General features: G+C 50.9%; 17 protein-coding genes. 12 read left to right on the forward strand and 5 right to left on the reverse strand.

Annotation, left to right across the window (positions count from 1 at the left end; translation table 11 throughout):
* Positions 1-139 precede the first annotated feature (139 nt).
* From mutM to AC3WQT_RS17740, 6 genes are all read left to right on the forward strand, one after another.
* Positions 140-961 carry a bifunctional DNA-formamidopyrimidine glycosylase/DNA-(apurinic or apyrimidinic site) lyase gene (mutM, locus tag AC3WQT_RS17715; protein ID WP_492705605.1) on the forward strand — a complete coding sequence of 274 codons (822 nt, stop codon included), beginning with the start codon at positions 140-142 and terminating at the stop codon, positions 959-961.
* Between the two features lie 102 nt (positions 962-1,063).
* On the forward strand, positions 1,064-3,001 hold the full coding sequence (locus AC3WQT_RS17720) for a dynamin family protein (RefSeq protein ID WP_492705607.1): 1,938 nt from the start codon (positions 1,064-1,066) through the stop codon (positions 2,999-3,001).
* Between the two features lie 4 nt (positions 3,002-3,005).
* A complete protein-coding gene (mutY, locus tag AC3WQT_RS17725) occupies positions 3,006-4,223 on the forward strand; it encodes an A/G-specific adenine glycosylase (RefSeq protein ID WP_492705609.1) in 1,218 nt (405 codons plus the stop codon).
* A gap of 75 nt (positions 4,224-4,298) precedes the next feature.
* Positions 4,299-5,774, forward strand: coding sequence for an alpha/beta hydrolase (locus AC3WQT_RS17730; RefSeq protein ID WP_492705611.1), 1,476 nt, complete (start codon positions 4,299-4,301; stop codon positions 5,772-5,774).
* Entirely contained in the window at positions 5,771-6,601 is an 831-nt protein-coding gene (locus tag AC3WQT_RS17735; protein ID WP_492705613.1) for an ABC transporter ATP-binding protein, read from the forward strand. The genes AC3WQT_RS17730 and AC3WQT_RS17735 overlap by 4 nt, the downstream gene beginning before the upstream one ends.
* Positions 6,601-7,764, forward strand: coding sequence for an ABC transporter permease (locus AC3WQT_RS17740; RefSeq protein ID WP_492705615.1), 1,164 nt, complete (start codon positions 6,601-6,603; stop codon positions 7,762-7,764). Before AC3WQT_RS17735 ends, AC3WQT_RS17740 begins: the two co-directional genes overlap by 1 nt.
* A gap of 133 nt (positions 7,765-7,897) precedes the next feature.
* Here AC3WQT_RS17740 and AC3WQT_RS17745 read toward each other — a convergent pair whose 3' ends face one another.
* Entirely contained in the window at positions 7,898-10,093 is a 2,196-nt protein-coding gene (locus AC3WQT_RS17745) for a DUF4214 domain-containing protein (protein WP_492705617.1), read from the reverse strand.
* A gap of 130 nt (positions 10,094-10,223) precedes the next feature.
* Here AC3WQT_RS17745 and AC3WQT_RS17750 point away from each other — a divergent pair, with 130 nt between their 5' ends.
* Positions 10,224-10,784, forward strand: a complete 561-nt coding sequence (locus AC3WQT_RS17750; protein WP_492705619.1) for a DNA-3-methyladenine glycosylase I — start codon at positions 10,224-10,226, stop codon at positions 10,782-10,784.
* Positions 10,785-10,892: 108 nt separating this feature from the next.
* Positions 10,893-11,345 (forward strand): DUF4124 domain-containing protein, encoded by a 453-nt coding sequence (locus AC3WQT_RS17755; RefSeq protein ID WP_492705620.1) that lies wholly within the window; start codon positions 10,893-10,895, stop codon positions 11,343-11,345.
* A 469-nt stretch (positions 11,346-11,814) separates the two neighbouring features.
* Here AC3WQT_RS17755 and AC3WQT_RS17760 read toward each other — a convergent pair whose 3' ends face one another.
* Entirely contained in the window at positions 11,815-12,696 is an 882-nt protein-coding gene (locus AC3WQT_RS17760) for a proteasome-type protease (protein ID WP_492705622.1), read from the reverse strand.
* A gap of 300 nt (positions 12,697-12,996) precedes the next feature.
* Between AC3WQT_RS17760 and AC3WQT_RS17765 the strand changes: the two genes are divergently transcribed.
* A complete protein-coding gene (locus AC3WQT_RS17765; protein WP_492705624.1) occupies positions 12,997-14,112 on the forward strand; it encodes a hypothetical protein in 1,116 nt (371 codons plus the stop codon).
* A gap of 32 nt (positions 14,113-14,144) precedes the next feature.
* Here AC3WQT_RS17765 and AC3WQT_RS17770 read toward each other — a convergent pair whose 3' ends face one another.
* Genes AC3WQT_RS17770 through AC3WQT_RS17780 form a run of 3 tightly spaced genes read right to left on the reverse strand, consistent with a single transcriptional unit; the run spans position 14,145 to position 17,371 of the window.
* Positions 14,145-14,951: a transglutaminase family protein gene (locus AC3WQT_RS17770; RefSeq protein ID WP_492705626.1), complete on the reverse strand. Its 807-nt coding sequence runs from the start codon at positions 14,949-14,951 to the stop codon at positions 14,145-14,147.
* A 14-nt stretch (positions 14,952-14,965) separates the two neighbouring features.
* Positions 14,966-15,916, reverse strand: coding sequence for an alpha-E domain-containing protein (locus AC3WQT_RS17775; protein WP_492705628.1), 951 nt, complete (start codon positions 15,914-15,916; stop codon positions 14,966-14,968).
* 15 nt (positions 15,917-15,931) lie between these two features.
* Positions 15,932-17,371 carry a circularly permuted type 2 ATP-grasp protein gene (locus tag AC3WQT_RS17780; protein WP_492705630.1) on the reverse strand — a complete coding sequence of 480 codons (1,440 nt, stop codon included), beginning with the start codon at positions 17,369-17,371 and terminating at the stop codon, positions 15,932-15,934.
* A 180-nt stretch (positions 17,372-17,551) separates the two neighbouring features.
* Here AC3WQT_RS17780 and AC3WQT_RS17785 point away from each other — a divergent pair, with 180 nt between their 5' ends.
* The 3 genes from AC3WQT_RS17785 to AC3WQT_RS17795 all read left to right on the forward strand — a co-directional run.
* The gene (locus tag AC3WQT_RS17785; protein WP_492705632.1) at positions 17,552-18,643 is read left to right on the forward strand and encodes a cytochrome-c peroxidase; all 1,092 of its coding nucleotides are present in this window, start codon (positions 17,552-17,554) and stop codon (positions 18,641-18,643) included.
* A gap of 230 nt (positions 18,644-18,873) precedes the next feature.
* Positions 18,874-22,032, forward strand: a complete 3,159-nt coding sequence (locus tag AC3WQT_RS17790; protein ID WP_492705634.1) for an IPT/TIG domain-containing protein — start codon at positions 18,874-18,876, stop codon at positions 22,030-22,032.
* A 91-nt stretch (positions 22,033-22,123) separates the two neighbouring features.
* On the forward strand, positions 22,124-25,846 hold a 3,723-nt coding region (locus AC3WQT_RS17795), incomplete at its 3' end, for a DUF6531 domain-containing protein (RefSeq protein WP_492705635.1).

Consider the following 25,846-nt stretch of genomic DNA (forward strand, 5'->3'; position numbering starts at 1 on the left):
TTAAATAATATAGTAGGCAGTGTTTTCAAAACGAATCCGGATTTGACGTTGATGACTGATTTTACGCTGAAGCAGCAGAACTGTGGGTTTCACTGCGTATATACACTGTGTCAGATTGTAATAGTAAAAGTTCCCGCCCATGCCAGAATTACCTGAAGTAGAAGTTACTCGCCGTGGTGTAGAGCCACACTTGACTGGCAAACAGGTCACCGACGTGATCATGCGCCGGGCTGGCTTGCGCTGGCCTTTCCCTACCAATTTACCTGTCCTGCTGACAGGGAGGCAGATATTGGCGACTGGCCGCAGGGGCAAGTATCTGTTATTGCATTTTGAGAACGGTATTTTGCTCATACATCTTGGTATGTCCGGCCATTTGCGTGTGCTGGATAAAAATGTGCCACCGGCAAAGCATGATCATATTGATATTGTCGTCGGTGAATTTGCCCTGCGCATGACAGACCCACGCCGGTTTGGTGCGGTACTCTGGCACGATGCTGTCGACGGCGACCTGGAAGAGCATTTGCTGATACGCCAGCTGGGTGTGGAACCGCTGGAAGCCGGATTTAATCCAGAATTGTTATATAAATTAACAAGAAAACGTAGTGCCCCCATCAAGCAAGTCTTGCTGGCCGGGGACATCGTGGTTGGTGTTGGTAATATTTATGCATCAGAAAGCCTGTTCAGGGCGGGCATCAATCCTAAAACTCAGGCTGGACGCATCAGTCTGGCGCGCTATACTTTACTGGAAGCGGCCATACGTGCAACGCTGGCCGCAGCGATAGAACAGGGTGGCAGCACCCTCAAGGATTTCATGGGTGTGGATGGGCAAAGCGGCTATTTTCAGCAGTCTTATTTCGTGTATGACCGCACTGGCGAGCCTTGCCGGGTCTGCGGTGAAGCCATAAGACAGATAAAACAAGGGCAGCGCAGCAGCTTTTATTGTGCAAAATGTCAGAAATAAACCCACAAATCCAGCCGAATTGGGGGCAAAATTCGATTTACGCGTATTTTTTCAACGCTTCCATATATACTTGGAATATCAAAAAAGTTAACTGAGGGGAACATGAGCAATCTGGTTCAGAAATTCCAGGAGTACAGCGACTGGCGCAAAGGAGTGGTCAAAGCGCTGGAGCAGTACCGGTCATGGATACATGGATCGGATATGGCCGATGCCGCCAGTGATCAACGCATTGCGCGTTTGATGGAACGTCTGGTTGACGACAAGTTGTCCATCGCCTTTGTTGCTGAATTTTCACGCGGCAAGTCCGAACTCATCAACGCCATATTCTTTGCAGACTATGGCCAACGCATTTTACCGTCATCTGCCGGCCGCACTACCATGTGCCCGACCGAGCTTTTGTATGACGATACCATCCCGCCTTGCATACGCCTGTTGCCGATAGAAACCCGCGCTGAAGCGCAGTCGACCAGTGAATACAAGGGCCAAAGCCATGTCTGGACCGTGCTGCCCTTGAACATCAGTTCTGGTGACGGCATGCTGGAAGCCTTCAAGCAAGTCAGCCTGACCAAAAAAGTCAGCATAGACGTGGCCAAGCAATATGGCCTGTTTGATGAAAACGACCCCGATGCACCGCTGGAAGTCGATGAAGATGGCCTGGTAGAGATTTCTCAATGGCGTCATGCCATTATCAATTTTCCCCATCCTTTGCTCAAGGAAGGTCTGATCATTGTCGATACCCCGGGCCTGAATGCGATAGGTACCGAGCCTGAACTGACACTGAACCTGATCCCGAATGCACATGCCGTATTGTTTATCCTGGCCGCAGACACTGGCGTGACCAAGAGCGATATTGATGTCTGGCGCAATAATATCGGCAATGGCCCTGGCCGCATGGTCGTCCTGAACAAGATAGACAGCATGTGGGATGAATTGCGCACGCCTGAAGAGGTGGAAGCGCAAATCGTCCGCCAGGTCAGTACCGTTGCCCATACCCTGGGTCTGGAAGAAAAGCAGATTTTCCCTATTTCTGCGCAAAAAGGCCTGGTTGCCAAGATTAATAAAGATGCGCCTTTGCTGGCACGCAGCCGCCTTCCTACCCTGGAATATGCGCTGTCCAAGGAATTGATACCGGCCAAGCAAAACATCATCCGTGCACAGATGTCTTCAGAAATCAATGAAATCATCCACGCGCAACAGGCAGTTATCTCTGCCCGCAGCCGTAGCATGGTTGAGCAGATGATGGAGTTGAAGAGCCTGCGCGGCAAGAACATGAACGTCATCGAACACATGATGAAGCGCATCGATGCCGAGAAAAAAGAATTCGACGCTAGCCTCTTGCGCATGCAGGGTACACGTTCGGTCTTCACACGTTTGTCTACCGAGGTGTATACCAGCCTGGGCATGGACATCCTGCGTGAAGAAATCCGCAAATCGCGTGAATCGATGGAGAAGAGCAAGTTCTCGGTTGGCCTGCGTGATTCGGTCAAACAGTTCTTTTCTCAGGTTAAACTGAACCTGCAGACATCGAATAAAAAGACGGATGAGATTTCGGAAATGATGACGGTCATGTACCGCAAATTTTCGACTGAGCATGGTCTGGCACTGTCGGCACCGATGTCTTTCTCGCTCGACAAATACATCAAGGAAGTCGAAGCTATTGAAGCTGTCTACCAAAAGCAGTTCAGTACCGCGACCCTGCTGACCACACCACAAGTGGTGTTGATGCACAAGTTCTTTGATTCTGTTGCTGCCCGCGTCAAGCAAAGCTTTTTGCAAGCGAACCGCGATGTCGAAGCCTGGCAAAAAGTCGTCATGGCCCCGCTGGAAGCGCAAATACGCGAGCACAAAGGCCAGTTGAAAAACCGCATGCAATCGATACAGCGTATTCATGTGGCGACCGACAGCCTGGAAGACAAGATCACATCGTTCGAGAGCTTGCAGGCAGATATCGATGCGCAGAAAAAAGCGCTGACTGATCTGGAAGATACCCTGCGAACAGCATTGACTGCAGAACTGACTGCACTCAGGGTGGCTGCCTGAAATAATGAAGTCCACAGCATCACGCAGCAAGGCTGACCCGGCGGGTCAGCCTCGGGTTCAGCCTGAATCTCAATCTGCTTTATCACCAAACTTTGCCCCAAACCTCGCCCCGTACTTCGATCCGAGTTTTTCTGCCGCGCTCATTACCTGGCAAAAACAGCATGGCCGCCACGGCTTGCCCTGGCAGCAAAGCCACGAGGCCTATCGCGTATGGCTGTCTGAAATCATGCTGCAGCAGACCCAGGTCACGGCAGTTATTCCGTATTACAAACGCTTCCTGGAAACTTTTCCTACCGTGTTTGGCCTGGCTGCCGCGCCGGTTGAGCAAGTCATGGAACACTGGAGTGGTCTGGGCTATTACACCCGTGCACGCAATTTGCACCAATGTGCCAAACAGGTGGTGGATAAATACCAGGGCAAGTTTCCGGCTGACCCAACCTTGCTGCAAGACTTGCCAGGCATAGGCCGTTCTACCGCAGCGGCGATCACGGCATTTTCTTATGGCACGGTAGCGGCAATCCTCGATGGCAACGTCAAGCGCGTATTCGCCCGTGTGTTTGGCATAGATGGCTATCCTGGTACCAAACCCGTTGAAGACAATATGTGGTTGCGGGCGCAGGCTTTATTGCCAGTGCAAGATATAGGTGCTTACACTCAGGGCCTGATGGACCTGGGTGCTACGGTATGCACACGTAGCAGCCCCAAATGTACTCTATGCCCCTTTCAGCAACGTTGCGTGGCTTATGCTCAGGGCAGGACGGCAGAGCTGCCAGTACGCAAACCAAAAAAGGCGCAAAAAGAAAAACAGGCCATCATGCTGCTGATGCAGGATGGCGCAGAAGTCTTGCTGGAACGCAGGCCACCCACCGGCATCTGGGGTGGTTTGCTATCACTGCCCGAGCTGGCAGGCATGCAAGAATATAGCGGCGAGGATGATGCCTTCTCTGTCGATGCGCAAATGACCACAGTGCGAACACGTGCCAGCCATTTCGGCGACATCGCCAGTATCCAGGTCTTGCCAGTCTTTGCCCATGTATTCACCCACTTCAAACTGCACATCTTGCCGGTGCACGTGCAACTCAAAAAACGTCGTCTGGAAGTTGCAGAGGGTGAGCATGGCTGGCATCCGCTCAGTGAAGCAATGCAACTGGGTTTGCCTGCGCCTATCAAGACTTTGCTGACCAATATTGGCACGCAATCACAACTGCCATTTACTGATTGAGTAATTGCGCTTAGACTCCTGAACTTGCTATTCAAGTAAGCAAGTAATCAAGTAAAGCAGTTTCAGGAGACCACTTTGAACAAAAGATTCATGCTCAGGCTCATGTCCGGGCTGGCGCTATGCAGCGCGGTGACAGCGCACGCAAATGCCGCCGCCTCCACCACTGCCACCAAGGCTTGCCGTCTTCCAGACTTCCCACAAGAAGTACAATGCGGCCAGATACAAAGACCTTTGAACCCGGCGCAACCACAAGGCAAGCAGATAGACATCCATTATGTGGTTGTCCCTTCGCAGGACAGGAATAAATTGCCGGATGCGGTCTTTTTGCTGGCCGGTGGCCCAGGGCAAAGTGCCATCAGTGTCGCCAGTTGGGGTACAGGCCTGATGGCGCGCCTGAACCGCCGTCGCGACCTGGTGTTTGTCGACCAGCGCGGCACTGGCCGCAGTGCGCCTCTGGAATGCCCGGAACTCGAAAAAGCTGAAGAAGTTTTATCACCGGAACAAAGAGTTAAAGTTACTGATGATTGCATGCGCCATTTGCAGACCCTGCCTTATGGCGAGCTGCAATACTTTGGCACCAGTATCGCCATGCAAGATCTGGAAGCCGTGCGCCTGCAGCAAGGCTATGGCCGCATCAATGTCGTCGGTGCTTCATATGGCACGCGTGCCGGGCTGGAATATCTGCGTCAGTTCCCGCAATCAGTGCGCCGCATCGTACTCGATGGCGTGGTGCCGCCTAGCATGCGCCTGGCCAGTGCCGATGCACAAAAAGCGCTCGATGCCCTGTTCAGGGATTGTAAAAAAGAAGTCGCCTGCAATACCAGTTACCCGGACCTGGAGAATCGCTGGAAAAAACTGCTGGCCAGCCAGCCACAGAAAATCAGCTTCACGCACCCACGCATGGGCACGACTATGAAGACTGAGATGACGCGCGACAGTTTGCTGGGGCTGGTTCACAAGTCCTTGTACAGCCCCAATTCGCTGGCCGCTTTGCCGTATGCTTTGACTCAGGCAGAGCAGGGCAATTATGCACCGCTGGTTACCATGACAGGCGCTACCAATCTGCCGGGGCCTGGTGGCATTTCTTACGGCATGCATTTCTCGGTCTGGTGTGGCGAAGCTTTTGCCCAGTCTGCGACTTTGCCCGCTAATGATGACTTTGAAAAACTCATGGCGGAGCAATATACACAGACCTGCAAAAAATGGCCGCGTAGCGAAATACCGGCAGACTTCTTCAAAGTGCCAGTCTCCGCTTCCTCTGCCTTATTGCTCAGTGGCGGTCTTGATCCTGTCACCCCGACCAGATACGGTGATGAAGTCGCCAAGGCACTGGGCCCGAATGCCCGCCATGTCGTGATAGAAAACACTGGCCACGGTTTGCTGGGGCAAGGTTGCATACGCGACGTGGTACACCGTTTCTTGAATGCCAAGGAAGACAGTGAAGCCGTCAAGGTTGATACTGCCTGCGTGCGCCAGATCCCACGCGCCCTGGCCTGGCAGGCACCCGTGCCACCCGCTGCCAACAAAGCTGGTAAGGAGGCCAAGCCATGATCATCGTCAATGACTTGCACAAAGAATTTGTGCGCCTCGGCAAATCGTCGGGCAATACTTTTGTCAATGCCGCCCGCAGCCTGGGCTTGATGAAAAAAACCAGTGAGGTAGTGAAGGCCGTTGATGGGGTCAGTTTCAGCGCCAATGATGCATGCATCACAGGTTTGCTGGGCGCGAATGGCGCAGGTAAAACCACCACGCTGCGCATGATCGCCGCACTCTTGCAATCCGATGAAGGCCAGATCACGGTTGATGGCACGGCTGTCAAAGCGGGCACTTCATCGACCCAATCACATATGGGTGTGTTGTCTGATGCACGAGGTCTGTACCCACGCCTGACTGCAAGGGAAAATATTCATTACTATGGTGTGCTGCATGGTATGGATACTGAGCATGCGGAACAACGTACCCAGCAGTTATCGCACTGGCTGGATATGGACAAATTGCTGGACCGCCGCACTGATGGCTTCAGTCAGGGTGAGCGCATGAAAACTGCGCTGGCAAGAGCGCTGGTGCATGATCCAAAAAACATCATCCTTGATGAACCTACCAATGGCCTGGATGTGGTGGCTACCCGCGCACTGAGAGAATTCTTGCGCTTCTTGCGCTCGCCAGAAGGTGGCGGCAAGTGCATCATTTTCTCTACCCACATCATGCAAGAGGTAGAGCGTCTGTGCGATCAGGTTGTCATCGTTGCCCAGGGCAAGGATGTGGCGCATGGCACGGTAGAAGAATTGCTGGCGCAATCCGGTGAAAATAATTTTGAAGATGCCTTCGTCAAACTGGCATTCCTGCATCCACAAAAATCCCCGACAGGAGTGAATTGATGAAAGCTACTTTAGCTATCCTGCGCAAGGAATTGCGCGATGCCTTGCGTGACCGCCGCACCCTGATGGTAGCCCTGATCAGCTCTTTGCTGGGCGTGCCATTGATGCTGCTGATTTTTTCTGTAGTGCTGACCCAGGTTGAATCTCAGGAAGAAAAACGCACTGTCATGGTCAAAGGTATAGAACATGCCCGTGGTCTGGAAAATTTCATCCTGCGTCAGGGTTATCAAATCAAAACAGCGCCTGACGATTATGCCGCCAAATCACAAAGCAAGGAACTTGACCAGCCCGTCTTGCTGATCCCGGATGATTTTGATGAAAAACTGGCCTCAGGTGCCAAGGGTACATTGGAAATAGCCTTCGACACCTCGAACCGCCAGGCAGAATTTGGTGTGCGCCCCTTGCGTCGTTTGCTGGATGGCTATTCGCAGGAGCTTGCTACATTGGGGCTTGCCATGCGTGGTGTATCGCTGGAATTATTGCAGCGCATAGACATACGTGAGCGCCATATCAAAAAACCGGAAGAACGCAAGGCCACCATCACCACCATGCTGCCCATGATGGTCTTGATGGCCATCGTCCTGGGTGGCATGTACGCCGCAATTGATACCACGGCAGGCGAACGCGAACGTGGCTCACTGGAGCCACTGATGATGAACCCCGTCAACGGCTGGCAACTGACTATCGGTAAGTGGGGCGCAGTCGCCATCGTCGGCATGGGTGTGGTGGTGCTGACCATCTTCAGCTTTTTCCCCTCGCAATGGCTGATCCATAATGAAACCTTGCGTGCTGAATTTCAATTCAACTTCAAGGATGCCATGGGCTTTTTGCTGGTCTTGCTGCCATTGGCAGCCAGTGTTGCCGCCATACAGATTGCGATTTCACTGGACTGTAAAAGCTATAAGGAGGCCCAGGTACGCAACCAGATGGTGACCATGTTCATCCCCTTTGTATCGCTGGTGCCTATCATCTTCCCGGGGCGCGAGCCTGCGTGGTTCCAATGGGTGCCGGTTTTGTCGCAAAACCAGATGATGAACCAGGTACTGAAAGGCGAAACCCTGAGTGTGGTGGCCGTTGGCATCGCCTTTCTGATGTGTGCTTTGATGAGCCTGGTCAGCCTGGCTTATATCTCACAAAAAATGCGCAGGGTGGTGATGCATTGAGGCCGTCAAAGTAAGCAAAGGTCCGGAGTTTTCTTTCATTCTCAGGACAACAAAAAGCCCGCAAATCTTGCGGGCTTTTTGTTGTTTGCGTAGTTCACTTAGTCAGCACACTGAGCCAACTCACTTTGTCAGCTTACCTGGCCTGCATATTCGCCGACTTGAGCAGTTTGATATTACGCCATGGCTGCATGCTCTTGTCGCGCAGTGGTATGCCCTGTGATGGCGGCGGCGCTGGACTGAAACTGGCCGCAGGGCAAGAACCTGTGCTGGCATAAGTCAATGCTGCAGACAGACGATTTTCACTTTGATTGCCGAGCTCATGATTCAAATCATCCGATGCTTTGCACAAGGGTGTGAAGCCATTGGTAAAGTCACCCTGACCCAGGGCATTGACGCCAGCAAACTGGATCGCAAAATACGCTGTCTTGCAATTATTGGTTTGTATGAAACCATATGGCTTGCCACAGGTGGTGTCACCAACCAGAATGACTTGCATGAATGGTTTAAGGCCATTGATGATGGATTCACTGGCTGAACATGTACCGTTGCCAGTCAGGATGAACACCCGTGGCAGGTTCAATTGTGGCAGGAAGCGATCATTAGTGTCGGTGTCATAGAAGTAGGAGATATTATCTGCCGTCAGGTCAGTGTGCTTGTCATTGAACTGCAGTTGTTCAAAGACCTTGTTGACGACCTTGGTGCCGGCAATCATGGCTGACAATTCATTGGCGATATACAGATAACCACCACCGTTGTAACGCAAATCCAGCACCAGATCATCAATGCGCGCTGTCTGGAACTTGCGCATGGTTGTCACCAGCGGCGATTCTGCCGTGCGTATATGGTCAGTGAAGACCATGTAACCTATCTTCTTGCCATTCACATTCAGTATCTGGTCTTGCAAGACAGGTGCAGTTGTCACTGTCGTGGATGTCATGCTGACGATGCGGCTGGTGCTGGCACTGGTGTCCTGCACCCTGAAGCTATGTGTCTCCGTTTTTGACGGGAACAGGGCATCGTACTGGACATCGCTCAGAGAACCACCCAGATCAGTATTATCTACACTCACCAGTGTGGTGCCACGTTTCAATTGCGCAATATCGGCAGGCGAGCCAGGTTGTACGTAGCGCACGCGTATCTTGCTGCCTTCACGCACCAGGCTATAGCCATAGCTGACATCTTCACCAGACTGGAAGTAATCATCTATGCTGCCTTGCGCATCAGTGAAGCTGAACCTGTCCTTGGACCTGACGATCAGGGCGTCGAAATAACTGGTCGGTGTGCTGTAGTTTGTTGCCGGTACATTGACGATATCGCGGTACCACAAGTACACATCGTCAAGGTGGGCACGCACCCAGCTTTTTTCACCACTTGGAGTACAGATATTGGCCAGACTGTCTGGTGAGCCATAGCTGCCAGTCGTGCCTGTGCCGGTTGTAGGCTGGTTGATGGCATTGCCACTTACGCCTATCAAATCACGGGCGGCTGTGGTTGAGGTGCTGGTGACGGCTGCTGCTATCGCCATGGTCTTGGTGATATTGTCGTCCAGCGTCAGATAGCTCAGACCTTGTTGGACGGCGAAATAATTGGCCACATCAAGCTTGTTGTTCAACAGTTTGGTGACCCAGCCCCAGGTTGCATCATTGGCATATTCACGTGCCGATACCAGAATGGCCCTGACCATGCTGCCCTTGGGCGTGCCATTCTTCAACTGGCTGGACCAGTAATCGATTTCTGCCGCGTTCGGTGCGGTGCTGCCGGTGCGGCCCAGTACATTTTTATAAATGATGCGGATAAAATCATCATTGCTCATACCGCTGGAATAACCAGTCAGGGCAGGTGATTGCAGGGCAACGAGATAAAAGCTCTCGGCAATTTGCGCTTCATTCATGCCTGCCTGTACCTGGTCTATCCAGTAAGACAGACCATCGGCATCTGGCACACGGTTGAAGAAGGCCACATACAGATCAATCAGATTGTTCAGGCTGGTGGCAGAAAGCGCCGTAGCCTTGTCACCAATGCGCAGATTGACACGAAAATCACTGAATTGCAGGATATTGGTTGTCAGAGGGGCACTGATCGGTGCAGCGCCACCCACCATATCGACAATTACATAAGTGGACCCCAGCCGTGAGATCATATAATTCTGACGTTTGCCAGTGAAGCTCATGACATCGGCGGCAGTTGCTGCCTGTATTGCAGGTGCTGGCGCTGGTGGAGTGGCTGCCTGTTTAGCATCCTGGTTACTGCTGCCACCACAGGCAGCGAGGATCAGGCTCACTGCAGATAAGGCGAACAGGTTTTTACTGCTTTGCTTAAAACGCAACATGGTGGTTCCACTATCTGATGACGAACGGCGATTCTAGAAGAAATGAGTAGAATGTCAATTCGGATTGAAAAATTTTGTTAAAAATTCGGTTTTCCCCACATGATATATTACTCCAGATGGTTTTTTACGTATGAAGACACGCTGTAATTGGGCCAATCCCTCTAACCCCCTGTACCTGCATTACCACGACCATGAATGGGGCGTGCCCTGCCATGATGAAGTGCGCCTGTTTGAAATGCTCAATCTCGAGGGTGCGCAGGCCGGCCTGAGTTGGGAAACCATACTCAATAAGCGAGAAAATTATCGGCTGGCATTTGATGATTGGGATGCAAAAAAAATCGCCGCGTATGATGATGAAAAAGTCGCTTCCTTGTTGGCCAATGCTGGCATCGTCAGGAACCGCTTGAAGGTTGCCGCTGCCATCACCAATGCCAAAGCCTACTTGCGTCTGTGTGAAGAGCAAGGCAGCCTGGATGCCTATCTGTGGGCCTATGTAAACGGCAAGCCCATCGTCAATAGTGGTGAGCGCATTATCACGACAGAATTGTCTGACCGCATTTCCAAAGACTTGCTCAAACGCGGCTTCAAGTTTGTTGGTTCGACCATTATCTATGCCTATATGCAAGCCATAGGTATGGTGAATGATCACTCTGCAGATTGTGCCTGGCGAAAAACCAAGGCCAGGAAGTGAGGCGCTGAACAGCGCTGGCCGAGTTTGCAATTGCCAGTGAAACCTGTGACATTTGTGTCAGGACACAAGCTCTGATATTGTTTGCCATCGATTGGACATGTTAAAAAAATGAAGCAAATTATTCTTAAACCAGTCTTGTTCGCAACTTGCCTGAGCCTGGTATTCGCTGTGTCCGCTCATGCCGAGATCTATAAATGGGTCGATGCAAATGGCAAAACCCATTATTCCGAGAAAAAGGATGATGCTGGCAGAGCCAAAGTGGAAGAAGTAAAAGTCACCGCAGGGGAAGGAAAACCCTCTGCCGCACCGAGCTGGCAAGAGCAGGAAATCGAATTCCGCAAACGCCAGATGGAAAAACAGGCAAAGCAAGCCAAGGAGCCTGTAGCGAAACCCAAAGGGCCCTCTCCCTTTGTTCCCGGCAACCAGCCTGAAACCAATGAATCACGTTGCGCCATGGCCAAAGGCATACTGAACGGTGACCTGGTGCACGGCAACCGGGCCAAGACTGATGCGAATGACAAGGCGATTGCTCAGCGGGATGTGAGTACCTATTGCCGCTAGTATTCATTCGAATAAAAATACAAAAAGACCCTGCAACTGAGCCTTCAGTTTCTGGCATAAATAATATTGATTGAAGGGAGTATATGGCATCATCATGGGACGGGCCCGGGCCAAAACGCAAGCTTGAAGACATGCATCGGTATAGTTGCTACCTGTATGGCTTGGTGACACTTTTTTTCGCGCTTGGCATATTCGTAACTGGCGGTCAGTCAATTCCACATATTGCGCTATTTGTTCTTACTGCGACTTTATCTTTTGCACATTTCAAATTGAGCGCTGCGGTTGAGCAAGACAAGACATGGAGTCGCAGTGCATCCATGGCTTTGGCCTGCCCATTACTTTTGGGTTTTCCCATCGGCACTTACATGGGTGTCACTATCCTTATCAACGCCGTCAGGTATGAACCTTAGGATGTGCTAAGCCGGAGTTGCATCAGCTTTAACGCGACAAGCTTGCCTGTAAATAATACTCAAGCCTGCCTGGTATTATTCGGCTGTTGCGCCAAAGACTGCAAAGGTGATGGCGTAGTTGTGTTTATGTCCCGCAATTCTGGTGGTACGGCTACACGCACAGGTTTGCTGTGCATGTTGGTGGCTGACAGGACATTGCCCTGTATCTCAGGGCTGGCGTTCCAGACTGGATCAGCGATGCTTTCAAAGACAGACTTCAATTGCAGACCCCAGGTATTGCGTATCATCTGGAAGTACTGATTTTTCTCATCGATAGTGACAAAGTGGGTGACTGCCAGCTCATTGTTTTCATACACCAGCAAATCCAGCGGCAGACCCACTGACACATTTGAGCGCAAGGTAGAATCCATTGATATCAGCGCGCACTTGGCTGCCTCATCAAGTGGCGTGGTTGGCGTCACGACGCGGTCTATGATGGGTTTGCCATACTTGGCTTCACCAATCTGGAAATAAGTATTTTCATTATGCGACTCAATGAAATTACCGGCAGAATAAATCTGGAACAGACGGCAACGTTCGCCCTTGATCTGGCCCCCAAAAATCAGGCTGACATTAAAGTCTATGCCAAACTCTGACAGCGATTTGGCATCGCGGTGATACACGGTGCGTACGGCTTCACCAAGTATGCGTGCGGCCTCATACATGTTTGGTGCAGTCCAGATGCTCTTGCCATTGGCATCAACATGATCAGATACTAACTGGCGTATTGATTGTGAAATTGATAAATTACCCGCAGTCATCAAGACCATGGTGCGGTCACCAGGATTTTCAAACACCGACATCTTACGGAAGGTGCCCACCTGATCCACGCCCGCATTGGTGCGTGAGTCGGAGAGAAACACCAGCCCGGCGTCAAGGCGCATGCCAACACAGTAAGTCATAGTACCGATTCTTGATCTGTCGAAACTTGAATTCTACCCCAAAGCAGGGCGTTGAAATACGCGTGTCACATTTGTATGCAAAGCTGGACTCAGTTCATCCGTGCCTGCGCGCGCCCTTATGATGAAAAGTCATTGAACAGGGCGATGTTTCATTGTCAAGCAGAGCGATATTTGCATTTGTTCCTCACATTGTTCTTTCGTTAAAAAATGCGTCTGTTTGAAAAAACACATGTATTTACAAGGTACAATATATTGCTGTATTTGAATTATTTTTTTATAACTGCGATGAGGGATTAGATCATGCAAAAGAACTTTGCTCCCGGCACTGACGGCAAGTTTGCCAGGCTCGCCAAGACTGCGCGATATGGCATATTGGCTTGCCTGAGCGTATTAATGCTGTCAGCTTGTGGTGGTGGCGATACCCGCAGCAGTGCAAGTAATGCGAACCTGGCAGCTCCTCCGGTCGCTACCCTGGCTGCCAGTGTCAGTGCCAGTGTTTTACCCGCGAGCACCACGCCACTCTATGGTGGCAAAGCAGCTGGAACCTGGTTGTGGGATACCACCAGTATACTCAGCACTGGCAACAAGCTCACCGCGGCAGATAAAACGCATGTCGATGCCCTGATACGGTTCTGCAAAGACAAACAAGTCACGGAAGTGTACTTGCAGATCAATCGCGACATCCCTGTCAGCAAATACCAATATCTGGTCAGCACGCTCAAGGCGGCACTGGTCACCATAGGCAATATCAGTACACCTATCTCTGTACAAGCCCTGGATGGCGCTTCAAACTGGGTAGTCGCTGCTGGAGCAGCGCGCAAGAATGCTTTCCTGGATTGGGTCTTTGCCTATCAACAGTCAGCAACAGTGGCACAGCGTTTCAGTGCCATTCATTTTGATGTGGAGCCCTATACTGCAGAACCTTGGAAAAGTGATCTGGCAGCAGGCATTCTGGCATATCAAAATTTTGTGACCGATGTGAAAAACCGTATTGATGCCAAAAGTGCCAGTCTTGGATGGAATCTTGTCATGGTGGTAGATATTCCTTTCTGGTATGACGAACGCCTGTATAGCAATAGCTATGGCAGCGGCAATCTGGCTGAATGGGTTTACCAAAATGTGCCCATTGTTGCCATCATGTCTTACCGCGATACCAGCGGTCCCATGTTTGATTTCATCAAGAATGAACTTGCTTATGGTGTGACCTACAACAGGCGCACCATCGTCGGTGCAGAAACCTCTCAACAAGAACCTGCTTATGTCAGTTTTTATGAAGAAGGCGAGGCCATCATGCGTACTGAGCTCAATCGTGTGGTAACTGCCATCAGCCTCAATGGCAGCACTGCCGGAGCCCAGTATTCGTTCGGCATACATGATTACACGAACTGGAAGAGCATGCCTTTGTCACCGCGTTAAAGGCTAAAGGTATGCCGGATAAAGCATGAAACTCATTTGGGTGTGACTTGCACCGTCACACTCAAGGTTTCCAACCCGCCACCACGGCGCACACCGCGCACAGGCGCAGCAGAATCATAATCACGACCGATAGCCAAACGGCAATAAGCATCCGTCATCAGGGCGGCATGGGTGGCATCAACACTGACCCAGCCGCTATAGTCGTTGTCTTCTACCCAGACATCCACCCAGGCGTGGCTGTCGGCATGACCGGTTGATTCAGGATCGATATAGCCAGAAACATAACGTGCAGGTATGCCGCGTGCATGACAGCAAGCCAGCATGATATGGGCATGGTCCTGGCAGACGCCACGGCCCAGTTGCAGGGCATCGCTGGCACTGGTCGTGACGATGGTTGCACCAGACTGATACTCCACTGCACCACGGATGTGCGTTGCCAGATTTAATAGTGCAGCCGTAGTGGTTTTGCCGCTGTCAGGTAAATGACTGAGGGCAAAGTCCATGATCGCCGGTACTGGTTCGGTCAGCCTCGTCGGTACGGTAAATACCAGTGGTGAAAATGTATCAGGGTCAGTGATGCGCCCTTGATAAGGATTCGTCAATTCAACCACGCCCTCGGCAATGATGGCAACCTCATGATGCTGACCAGTGATGGTCAGCGTATGCGAGGGATTGCCATAGGCATCGATATACGCATGGCGCTGTCCTGCAGTCTTTATCTGCCAGGAGATGGCATGCTGGTGCTGCTCGGCGCGTGGCGTCAGGCGCAACTGCTGTATGGTGTAAGTCAGCGGCGCTGAATACTTGTAAATAGTCTGGTGACGTATAAAAAGTTGCATGATATTTTATTTTCTCAGGCCGCCAGCGGCACCAGGAAGTCGCGGCTGACACGGTTACCCAGGTCAAAAATGTTTTCCAGGAAGCGCGTCAGGTTGTCATGCAAACCTTCTGCCAATATCTCTTCGATACGGGCAAATTGCAATTCTGCATGCAGCTTACCAGCAAAACGCTCAGTATCGGCTGAGACATCATTGCGCACTTCTTTCAGATTGGCGACCACTTCATCCATGCAGGCCAACAATGAGCGTGGCATATCACCGCGCAGCATCAGCAATTCTGCTACCCGTTCTGGCGTGATGACATCACGGTAGACCTTGCGGTAAATCTCAAAGCCAGATACCGAGCGCAGCAACGCCGCCCAATAATAGAAATCCCTCTGCAAATTATCATTGCCACGCCCGCTTTCCTTGGCACCGTGAAACTTCACATCCAGTATCCGTGCGGTATTATCTGCGCGCTCTATGAAGGTACCCAGGCGGATAAAGTGTACCGCTTCATCCTTGAGCATGGTACCCAGCGTCACTCCACGCGATAAATGTGAGCGGTATTTCACCCATTCAAAAAACTGGCTGGGGTCGTTTTCCAGTATCGTGTCAGACAACCTGTCCTGCATGTCCAGCCAGGTGGCGTTCTGGGTTTCCCACACCTCGGTCGTCAGCGTACCACGTACTGCCCGCGCATTTTCCCGCGCCTCCTTCAGGCATGATGCAATCGAGGATGGATTCATCGGGTCACGGACCATGAAGTCCAGCACATCCTTCTTCGTCAGCAAACCATATTGATGGTCAAAGGCAGACTGCAATTCAGATATACCCAGCATGGCACGCCAGCCACGTTCAGCATCTTCGGCAGACTGTGGCAGCATTGAGGTCTGGATATTCACGTCCAGCATACGGGCAGTATTTTCTGCGCGCTCGGTATAGCGCGCCATCCAGAACAAATGATCAGCGGTACGGCTCAGCATGTATATTCTCCTGACTTAATTTTCAAGGATCCAGGTATCTTTCGTTCCGCCACCCTGTGAAGAATTCACCACCAGCGAACCCTCTTCCAAGGCCACCCGCGTCAAGCCGCCTGGTACCATGGAGATGGTTTTGCCAGACAAGACAAAGGGCCGCAAATCAATATGGCGCGGGGCGATGCCGCTTTCCACAAAGGTAGGGCAGGCCGACAATGCAAGCGTAGGCTGGGCAATATAACCATCGGGCTTGGCCAGCAAGCGCTGACGAAAATCTTCTATCTGCGCCTTGGTCGAAGCCGGGCCCACCAGCATGCCGTAACCGCCAGCACCATGCACTTCCTTGACCACCAGTTCACCCAGATTCGCCAGGGTATAAGACAGGTCTTCGGGTTTGCGGCACTGGTAGGTCGGCACGTTATTCAAGATCGGTTCTTCCGTCAGATAAAACTTGATCATGTCCGGCACGAAGGGGTAGATCGATTTATCATCAGCCACCCCCGTGCCTATCGCATTCGCCAGTGTCACGCGCCCAGCGCGATACACCGACAACAAGCCAGGCACACCCAGAGAAGAGTCGGGCCGGAAAGCCAGAGGATCAAGAAAATCATCATCAATACGGCGGTAAATCACATCCACCCGTTTAGGGCCACGTGTAGTACGCATGAAGACCGCATTGTCATTCACAAACAAATCCTGGCCCTCGACCAGTTCCACACCCATTTGCTGGGCCAGGAAGGCATGCTCAAAATAGGCCGAGTTATACATGCCCGGCGTCATGACCACCACGGTCGGGTTGTCCACCCCCATAGGGGCAACTGAGCGCAGGTTATCCAGCAACATGTCCGGATAATGATCAACCGGCGCAATCTTGTTACGTGCAAACAGCTCAGGAAAAAGCCGCATCATCATCTTGCGGTCTTCCAACATGTAAGACACGCCGGATGGCACGCGCAAGTTATCTTCCAGTACGTAGAACTCGCCCTCGCCAGCCCGCACAATATCCACACCCGCAATATGGGCATAAATGTCAGAAGCGACTGAAATACCCTGCATTTCAGGGCGATATTGGGCATTTTTATAGATCTGCTCAGCCGGGATGATGCCCGCCTTGATGATATTCTGCGCGTGATAAATATCATGGATGAACATGTTCAGCGCCTGTACCCGCTGCGCCAGGCCCTGTTGCAACTGCGCCCATTCACCCGCATGAATGATGCGCGGGATGATGTCAAACGGAATCAGTCTCTCCGTACCCGCATCGTCACCATACACGGCAAAGGTAATACCCACCCGGCGAAAACTCAGGTCAGCCTCTGCCCGCTTGCGTTTCAATCGTTCAGCCGGTTGCTGAGCCAGCCAGTTGCAAAACTCGCGATAATGTTCCCGCGTCAATTCTCCGCCCGCGCCACCCGATACAGCGGCATCATAGGCGTGCATTTCATTGAAAAACTTGGCCATGTTCTAGTCTCTTGGTTACGGTTCCAATACAGCATATCAAGAAACGTGCCAGATAACATTGTGGCTAACCGAAGCGTGGTTTTTTTGTCGTTGTCAGTCGATCAGGCAAACAAGAGTGGCTGAACCGACGATAGTACAATGTTCATTTTTTATCAAAGCTCAGGTCGTATGCCCAAAAAAATGCGAACACTACTATGTCTGTTGATGTTGTCAGCAGCTTGCCGCCTGGCCGTTTCTGAAGACAGCAATCAACAGGCATTGACGGGTTTGCCTCATATCGCACAAGCAGCGGATTCAGCCAAAAACAGACTAGGCCAGCAGATTTTTTTTGATAAAAACCTGAGCCGCGACGGCACTATAAGTTGCGCCACTTGCCATCGGCCAGAGTTGGCTTTTAGCGATGGCAAAAAACTGGCAGAAGGCATCAAGGGACAAATCGGCACACGCAACACCCCCAGCCTCATCAATGCTGCGTTTAATCAAAGCCAGTTTTGGGATGGCCGCCGCAGCACGCTTGAATCCCAGGCCATCGATCCATTCTTAAATCCGCGTGAACATGGCCTGCAAGACCAGCAAGCCATCCTCACAGGTTTAAGCAAAGATCCAGCTTACCGAGCATTGTTACAGCAAGCCTATAACATCAAACCTGCGGCAATAAACCTCGAACAAGTTGCCAGCGCGCTGGCAAGTTTCGAACGCACTTTGGTAGCTGGCGACAGCCCGTTTGACCGCTATTATTTTCAGCAAGACAAATCCAGCATCAGCCCCGCAGCGCAACGCGGCCTGCAACTTTTCATGGGCAGTGCTCTATGTATCAACTGCCACAAGATAGATAAGACGCATGCCCTGTTTACCGATAATCAGTTCCATGGCCTGGGCGTGGGCTTTAAAAAGATAGAAGCCCGCCTGCCAGAACTGACGCAACGCCTGGCACGCGCACAAGAACAAAAAATCAGCCTGGACCAGGAAGTACTCAGCGATGAAGACATCGCAGAACTGGGCCGTTTTGCAGTCACCCTCAAGCCAGCAGACATCGCCAAATTCCGCACACCCAGCCTGCGCAACGTAGCACTGACCGCACCCTATATGCACGACGGCAGCGTCGCCACGCTGGAAGCCGCAGTCGAAATGGAGATTTATTACCGCAGCGCCGAATCACAAAAGCCGCTGATACTCACCCCTCTGGAAAAAACAGATCTGGTTGAATTTTTAAAATCCCTGACCAGTCCACCACTGCCCAAACACCTGTCATCTGCCCCAATATCCCAATAATATCTCGCTGTGTAAGCGCCAAAAAGACACGTAAATTACTGCCATATTTTTCATCAAAAATCTTAATGTTTAAGAAAATAAAAGTGAAAAATAAATAAGTGGGCTTACTCTCTTTGCATTATAGTTGTGCGGAATGCATGACTTTAATATAAATTAACTATTGCTCGTCCGTATTTTTACGGATTTCAGCCCTGATGCTGGCAGTAGGATGAAACGCAAAGGGATGAACAATGCAGCACCGGTTTTGCCTGAAACATGGCCTTGTACACTTGTTGGCAATTGTGTTGGCGGCATGGAGCATGGTCATCCAGCTTTTTGCAATGCGGCCTCAGCGGGCTTTGTGGCTGCTGGCATTTTGCCTGGGAAGTCATCTTGCATCGCCTGCACGGGCGGCTGATGTGCAATATGTGTATGACAATGTAGGACGGTTGGTTGGTACAGTCGCACCGGATGGCAGCAGTGTGCAATATAACTACGATGCGGTCGGTAACATTATTGGCATACAAAAAAATACAGCCACCACATTAGCGATTACCGAATTTGCCCCATCTGGCGGCGCAAGTGGCATCACAATTCAACTTTTTGGTAGCGGTTTTGATACTGTTGCCGCAAATAATAGTGTCAAGTTTAATGGCGTGTCTGCGACCGTTAATAGCGCGACTGCAAATTTGTTGATTGTGACAGTACCAGTTGGCGTTGTTACAGGAAAAATATCGGTCAGCAATGCCAACGGCAATGTGCTTAGTAATAAGGATTTTGTTGTCGGCGCATTAGCACCCCCAACCATTGCCAGTTTTACTCCCGTGTTGGGAGGTGTTGGTACTCCTGTAACGATATCCGGTAGCAATTTCCAAATAATCAAAGAATCGAATAAAACCAGTTTTGGTAATTTTGCTTCGACAGTAACTTCATCGACTGCTTCTAGCCTGGTTGCAAATGCACCGGGTTCGTCGTTGTCAGGCAAGATCACTGTTTCCACTCCGTACGGGAGTGCAGTAAGTGCAAATGATTTCTATGGCCTGCCTGCTGGGTGGCTAGCAGGCGATATTGGCTTTACCGGTCGTATTGCGGTGAATGGGCCTGCAATGCCGCTCACCACCACAGTGACAGGAAAAAAAGCAATTGTCTTGTTTGATGGCGTAGCTCAACAGAGAGTGAGCCTGATGTCTGCCGCAGGGACATTCGCAAGCAGTATTCCGACCACAATTTACAATCCGGATGGCAGTATCCTGATGACGGCCACGGTGTACAACAAAGATTCTCTGGACTTGGTCACTCTACCTGCTAATGGCACTTACACTGTAGCAATGGCGCCAAATTCTAGTGACAAAGGCACCGTTAATTTATCTCTAGTCTCAGAAGCAGTTGGCAGCATTACCGCTGATACTCCTTTCCCTGTCAATCTTCTCGCGGGTCAAAACGGGCGTTACTTTTTTTACGCCGAAGCGGGCAAGACATACGGCTTGGCACTGACCGATCTTGTATTCACCGGCAGTGGAAGCAACCCACGCAATGTCACAATAACCTGGGAAAAAACAGATGGTACCAAGTTGTACACATGTGAAGTCACAGCCAGTAGCAGTTGTGATTTTTCAGATGCTGCCAGGCTTGGTGTGACTGGCAACTACGTAATTCGCTTTAATCCAAGTTCTACTCACGCAGTCAGTTTTAACGCGATTTTGTCAAGAGATATAGAGGCCGGTGATTTGATTGCAGGTGCCACACCAGTAACTATAACAACAGTACTGCCGGGCCAGAACGGGCGCTACACTTTTGATGGCATTGCAGGTCAAAACTTTAATCTGGCTATCACCGGCAATACCATGGACGATGGCAATGCAGGCACCAGTAACTCTACCTATATTTATATTTATCAGCCCGGTAATAGCACATCGGAATGGAAATGGGATTATCTGGTGACAGGAAGGGTAAATGGTGTCATCGCTCTCAATAATTTACCGCAGACTGGCAAGTATACAATTGTAGTGAATCCGACCGTGCTGGATAAGGGGAGCATGAGCCTGCAATTACTTTCTGCCGCTACAGGCGTGTTAACAGTAGATAGTGCAACAGCAATGAACTTGCCTATGGGGCAAACTGCACGCTATACCTTCACTGCTGAAGCAGGAAAAACTTATGGCTTTGCTGCGGCGGATTTGGTATTTACCGGTAGCGGATCGAGCGATAAAAAACTCTATGTTTATCTTGAAAAATCAGATGGCACAGCGCTGAGCAATTGTTCATTCTCATCAAGCAATAGTTGCGATTTTTATGATCCAAAATTGTTTGCGGTTGGTGGCACTTATGTGATGCGCTTTGTCCTGGGATCTACCTATGCAGCAAGTTTTAACGCAACGTTATCTAAAGATATCGAAGCAGGTAGTTTGTCTGCAGGTGCATCACCGACTAATTTAACAACTTTGCGTCCTGGTCAGAATGGCCGATTTACTTTCAATGCAACGGCAGGACAAAGTTTTAATCTGGCATTAAGTGGCAATAGCATTGATGATGGTAGTCCGTCCAGTATCAATCCTATAAACGCGTATATCTTTAAGCCCAGTAACACGGCCTCTGCGTGGACCTATGACACTATTTATACCGGGACTTCAAATGGTGTAATGTCGCTCTCAAATCTTCCTGAGACCGGAACTTATACTGTCTGGATAAATCCGACTGTGCTAGATAAAGGAAGTATTAATCTTCAATTGCTGTCTGATGCAACAGGTGTCCTCACGATGGACGCTGCCACTGCCATCAGTTTGCCGATGGGTCAAAACGGTCGTTACACATTTACTGCTGAAGCAGGCAAGACTTATGGATTCACGCTGACAGATTTGGCATTTACTGGCACTGGTGGTACGAAGAGCGTGGCAGCTTACTTGCAGAAAACCGACGGTACAGCCCTGACCAATTGCACTTTCACAGCTACTGAGAGCTGCAATTTCTATAACCCGGGCTGGTTTGCAACAACAGGTACATATGTAGTGCGCTTCTTCACGAACTCTACCTATGGTGTGAGTTTTAACGCCGTGCTATCAAAGGATATTGAGGCTGGTACCTTGACAGTGGGTGCCGCCCCTATAGCTCTCACGACTTTGCGCCCAGGCCAGAATGGGCGCTTTACCTTCACTGCAACCGCAGGTCAGACCCTGAGTTTGGCGGTGACTGGTAATACGATGGACGACAGCAATCCTGCAACCAGCAATAGAAATTACATCTACATTTACAAGCCTTCAAATATTGTCAGCTATTGGAAAACTGATTCTCTCGCGGCTGGTGCAGCGACGCTGACCATGTCTTTAGGGAGTGCACCCGAAACAGGAACTTATACAGTCCTGATCGACCCTCAGGGCGCTGACAAAGGTACGGTCAATTTACAACTCAAATAAATTGACGTGAATATCTTCGAGAAAATGTATGCAAAAAGAAAGTAGCAAAGTGCCTACCCCAAAATTTAATGTCTATATGTTGAACCGATTTATGAAAAACCTTGCACTTGGCAAGCAAGTCAAGAACACATTTGCAATGGCTTTGGCTTCAGCCTTGCTGGTGGCCGTGCTACCTTCCGGCGCCTTAACGATCGCGGCGGATGCTGGCACTGGCAGCGCCGACAATTTCATTCAGCAATTATCACCGCTTCCCACCAGATATCCTGGGCAAAGTGCCACGCAATTGGCCGATGGACGCTGGTTACTGGTAGGTGGGCAGACTGGTTCTGGCCTGCTGGATCCCAAGACAAATCAACTCAAGCCGTTGACCAGTCAGTTACAGCATGCGCGCAGTCATCACAGTGCGACCTTGTTGCCAAGCGGTCAGGTCTTGATACTGGGTGGTGTTGATGTCAATGGTGAAGTGCTGGATGTCGCTGAACAATTTGACCCGGCCAGTGAACAGTTTCGTGTTATGGGTAATCTGGGGCTGATCCCGCGCAGCGGGCATACCGCAACAGTACTGGCAGATGGCAAGTTGCTCATTGCAGGTGGGGTGGATAGTCGTCAGCGCTTGCTCTATGAAGCTGAACTATACAACCCACAAAATCACAATCTCGAACACTTTAATGTCAAGCTTGACAGCGCCAGGGCTAACCATGTCGCAGCCATGCTGCCCAATGCGCAAGTCATGTTATGGGGTGGACAGGGCAATGCCCAACAGGCATTGTCAAATGGTGAACTATACGATGCGCGCAGCCAGGCGTTTACTTTGTTCGACAAAAAAGTCGCGGCACAATTAGCTGCCAGCCTGCAAGTCACAGGCGCACCTGCCGTTCAAGATAGCCAACCTGCGCCCGAAGCGCGCGCAGTACCCGTAAACCAGAACTTGATCATACGTTTTAACAGCCGTATGAATGTTGCAGACCTCAATGCTGACACTGTTACCTTAATCGGGCCGCATGGTTCCACGCCAGTTAATGTGGTGCCAGTCGAATTCGGCTTGCTCTTGTTTATCACGCCACAGCAAGACTTGCTGCCGGGCAGCCGTTATACACTTTTCATTAAAGACGCAAAAGCGAACAATAATCTGGCACTGCCATTTACCGCCATCGGTTTTGATACTGCGCAACTGAGCAGCACTGGTGCCGCCAGCTATCCAAATACAAATCAGTTTGGTCAAGGTCAAGCTAACCAAAGCAACGGATCGTTTGGTAGCGTCAGTGCGGGTGAAATACCACGCACGGTAAAAAACTCCGCTAACACAGGTGTTTCCGCTGCAATAGCATCTGATAGCAGCGCGCTCATAGCTGCCAGCCCAGTTGCTCCTTCCAGCGAAGTGAATGTCGTAAAACAATTGTCTTCAAAAGAAAAATTGGCAGTGAGCGCGGCGGACAGCACGCTCGTGGCAGAAGCATGGCATCCTGATGCCAGTCATTTCAAGGGTGACTGGAGAGCGCGCCGTGGTGCCAGCCCCTTGCAACAACTCCCGCCTTTGCAATCATCCAATGGCGACACTGCATTGTCAGGTCAGGTACTCAGCCTCAATGGCCGTGGCCTCGCCCACGTGACACTCAGTATTGGCGATCACACTACCCAGACTGACATTACAGGACGTTTCCTGTTGCCGCATCTTGATGCTGGCAACCAGATACTTGCGATAGATGGCCAGACTGCGCAAAAAACCGATACTCGCTACGGCTATTACCAAACACAGGTCAATCTTGAACAAGGTAAAACAACCGCACTGAACTACACCATCTGGGCCACTGCTCTCGATGCTGCAGGTGACATTGCAATCAATTCGCCCACGCAAAAAGAAACTGTCGTCACCTCACCACGTATTCCTGGACTGGAATTGCGCATCCCCGCAGGAACTGTCATCCGCGACCGCAACGGCAAGATCGTCACCAATATCAACATGACGGCGATACCGGTTGACCGCCCACCTTTCCCATTGCCCGCCCTTGGCGTACCGGTATATTTCACCATTCAACCAGGTGGCGCGATATTGAGCAGCATCAATGGCCAAAGCCAGCCAGGTGCGAGACTGATTTATCCGAATTTCAGCCAGGCCGCGCCAGGTACACGTATGGAGTTCTGGAACTACGATGCCCGTGGTAAAGGCTGGTATGTCTATGGCCTGGGCAGCGTAAGCAAAGATGGCAAGCAAATTGAACCCGACCCAGGTGTAGCGATCTATGAATTTACTGGCGCAATGATCGCCAAGCCAACAGCCGCACCTGATACCGGCCCGGTAGTCGGTGGTTGTCAGTGTGGAGATCCTGTCGATATCTATACTGGCTTATTCCTCAATAAAAGTACCGATCTTTTCGTCAACGATATTATTCCTCTCGACGTCAGCCGCAGCTATCGCCAGAATGACCCAGCCTCACGTGCTTTTGGCATAGGCACCAATCTGGGATATGACATCTTTCTGGTAGGTGATTCTTCACCCTGGACTTATCAAGATCTGATTTTGCCCGATGGCAGCCGCATTCACTACGCCCGGACTGCACCCGGTACCAATTATTCAAATGCAGCGTATCAAAGCACCAGTAGCCAGGGGCAGTATTTTGGATCGACATTGCGCTGGGATGGCATAGGCTGGACAATTGAGCTCAAAGACGGCAGTGTATTAAAGTTCCCTGAAGCCACGCGTCAGGGCGCACGCCGTGCTGCAATCGTCGGCTTACGCGACCGTTATGGCAATTCACTAACCTTCAGCCGGGACAATGCGGGTAACCTGACCCGTATTACCAGCCTGACCGGTCGTTTCATTCAATTCACCTACGATGCAAACAGTCGCATTACGCAAGCGATAGACAATCTGAATCGCCTTGTCAAATACGAATACGATACGGCTGGTCATCTCGTCAAGGTCACGGACCCCAATAACCAGTTCGAGGTATTTACTTACGATACCAATCACAACATGCTCACCGTGCAAGACAAACGCGGCAAGATCATGGTCACTAACATCTATGACGCAAATAATCGCGTCACCAAACAAACCTATGCTGACAACAGCACCAACTTGTTTGCCTATACAGTAGGTGGCAACGGCAAGGTTACACAAACCGACCATACAGACGGTAACGGTATCGTTACCCGCTATGTTTTTGATGCCAATGGTTACCCCAGCAGCGTCATCAGCGCCTATGGCTTGCCCGAGCAGCAAAGCACCACTATCGCGCGCGATCCTGCCACCAGCCTGGTGCAGTCGGTGACTGATGCCCTCAATCGCAAAACGACCTACACTTACGACAGCATGGGCAACCAGCTCAGCCAGACCTTCCTGGCTGGCACGCCCAATGCCATTACCACAAGTGCCACCTACAGCAGCGACTACAACCAGATCACCAGCATCACTGACGCGTTGAACCGCACCACGACCATCAGTTATGACGGTAAAGGCAGCCTGCAACAAATCAAAGACCCCACCAACAAAATGCATGGGTTTGCCAACAATGTAGCTGGTCAATTGACGCAATACACTGACCCCCGCAACAAACAGACAAAGTTTGCTTATGACGGCTATGACCTCAGCAGTGTAACTGACCCATTGAACCGCATTACAAATCTGCATACAGATGGTGCCGGTCGCCCGCTCAGCAGCGTTGACCCGCTCAACAACCTCACGCTGACCAATATCGATCCGCTTGACCGCGTCACCAGCGTCATCGACCCCAACAACAAAAGCACCGGCTTTGGCTACGACAACAACGACAACCTCACCAGCGTCACCGATGCCAACAACCACAGCACCCAGTTC

Source organism: Undibacterium sp. FW305-107 (assembly GCF_058788535.1).

Excerpts from the sequence above, each read along its gene's own strand:
- AC3WQT_RS17735 (WP_492705613.1), top strand. The coding sequence starts at position 5,771 with ATGATCATCGTCAATGACTTGCACAAAGAATTTGTGCGCCTCGGCAAA.
- AC3WQT_RS17750 (WP_492705619.1), top strand. The coding sequence starts at position 10,224 with ATGAAGACACGCTGTAATTGGGCCAATCCCTCTAACCCCCTGTACCTG.
- AC3WQT_RS17760 (WP_492705622.1), bottom strand. The coding sequence starts at position 12,696 with ATGACTTACTGTGTTGGCATGCGCCTTGACGCCGGGCTGGTGTTTCTC.
- AC3WQT_RS17765 (WP_492705624.1), top strand. The coding sequence starts at position 12,997 with ATGCAAAAGAACTTTGCTCCCGGCACTGACGGCAAGTTTGCCAGGCTC.
- mutM (WP_492705605.1), top strand. The coding sequence starts at position 140 with ATGCCAGAATTACCTGAAGTAGAAGTTACTCGCCGTGGTGTAGAGCCA.
- AC3WQT_RS17770 (WP_492705626.1), bottom strand. The coding sequence starts at position 14,951 with ATGCAACTTTTTATACGTCACCAGACTATTTACAAGTATTCAGCGCCG.
- AC3WQT_RS17740 (WP_492705615.1), top strand. The coding sequence starts at position 6,601 with ATGAAAGCTACTTTAGCTATCCTGCGCAAGGAATTGCGCGATGCCTTG.
- mutY (WP_492705609.1), top strand. The coding sequence starts at position 3,006 with ATGAAGTCCACAGCATCACGCAGCAAGGCTGACCCGGCGGGTCAGCCT.
- AC3WQT_RS17720 (WP_492705607.1), top strand. The coding sequence starts at position 1,064 with ATGAGCAATCTGGTTCAGAAATTCCAGGAGTACAGCGACTGGCGCAAA.
- AC3WQT_RS17780 (WP_492705630.1), bottom strand. The coding sequence starts at position 17,371 with ATGGCCAAGTTTTTCAATGAAATGCACGCCTATGATGCCGCTGTATCG.
- AC3WQT_RS17785 (WP_492705632.1), top strand. The coding sequence starts at position 17,552 with ATGCGAACACTACTATGTCTGTTGATGTTGTCAGCAGCTTGCCGCCTG.
- AC3WQT_RS17755 (WP_492705620.1), top strand. The coding sequence starts at position 10,893 with ATGAAGCAAATTATTCTTAAACCAGTCTTGTTCGCAACTTGCCTGAGC.
- AC3WQT_RS17775 (WP_492705628.1), bottom strand. The coding sequence starts at position 15,916 with ATGCTGAGCCGTACCGCTGATCATTTGTTCTGGATGGCGCGCTATACC.
- AC3WQT_RS17745 (WP_492705617.1), bottom strand. The coding sequence starts at position 10,093 with ATGTTGCGTTTTAAGCAAAGCAGTAAAAACCTGTTCGCCTTATCTGCA.
- AC3WQT_RS17790 (WP_492705634.1), top strand. The coding sequence starts at position 18,874 with ATGCAGCACCGGTTTTGCCTGAAACATGGCCTTGTACACTTGTTGGCA.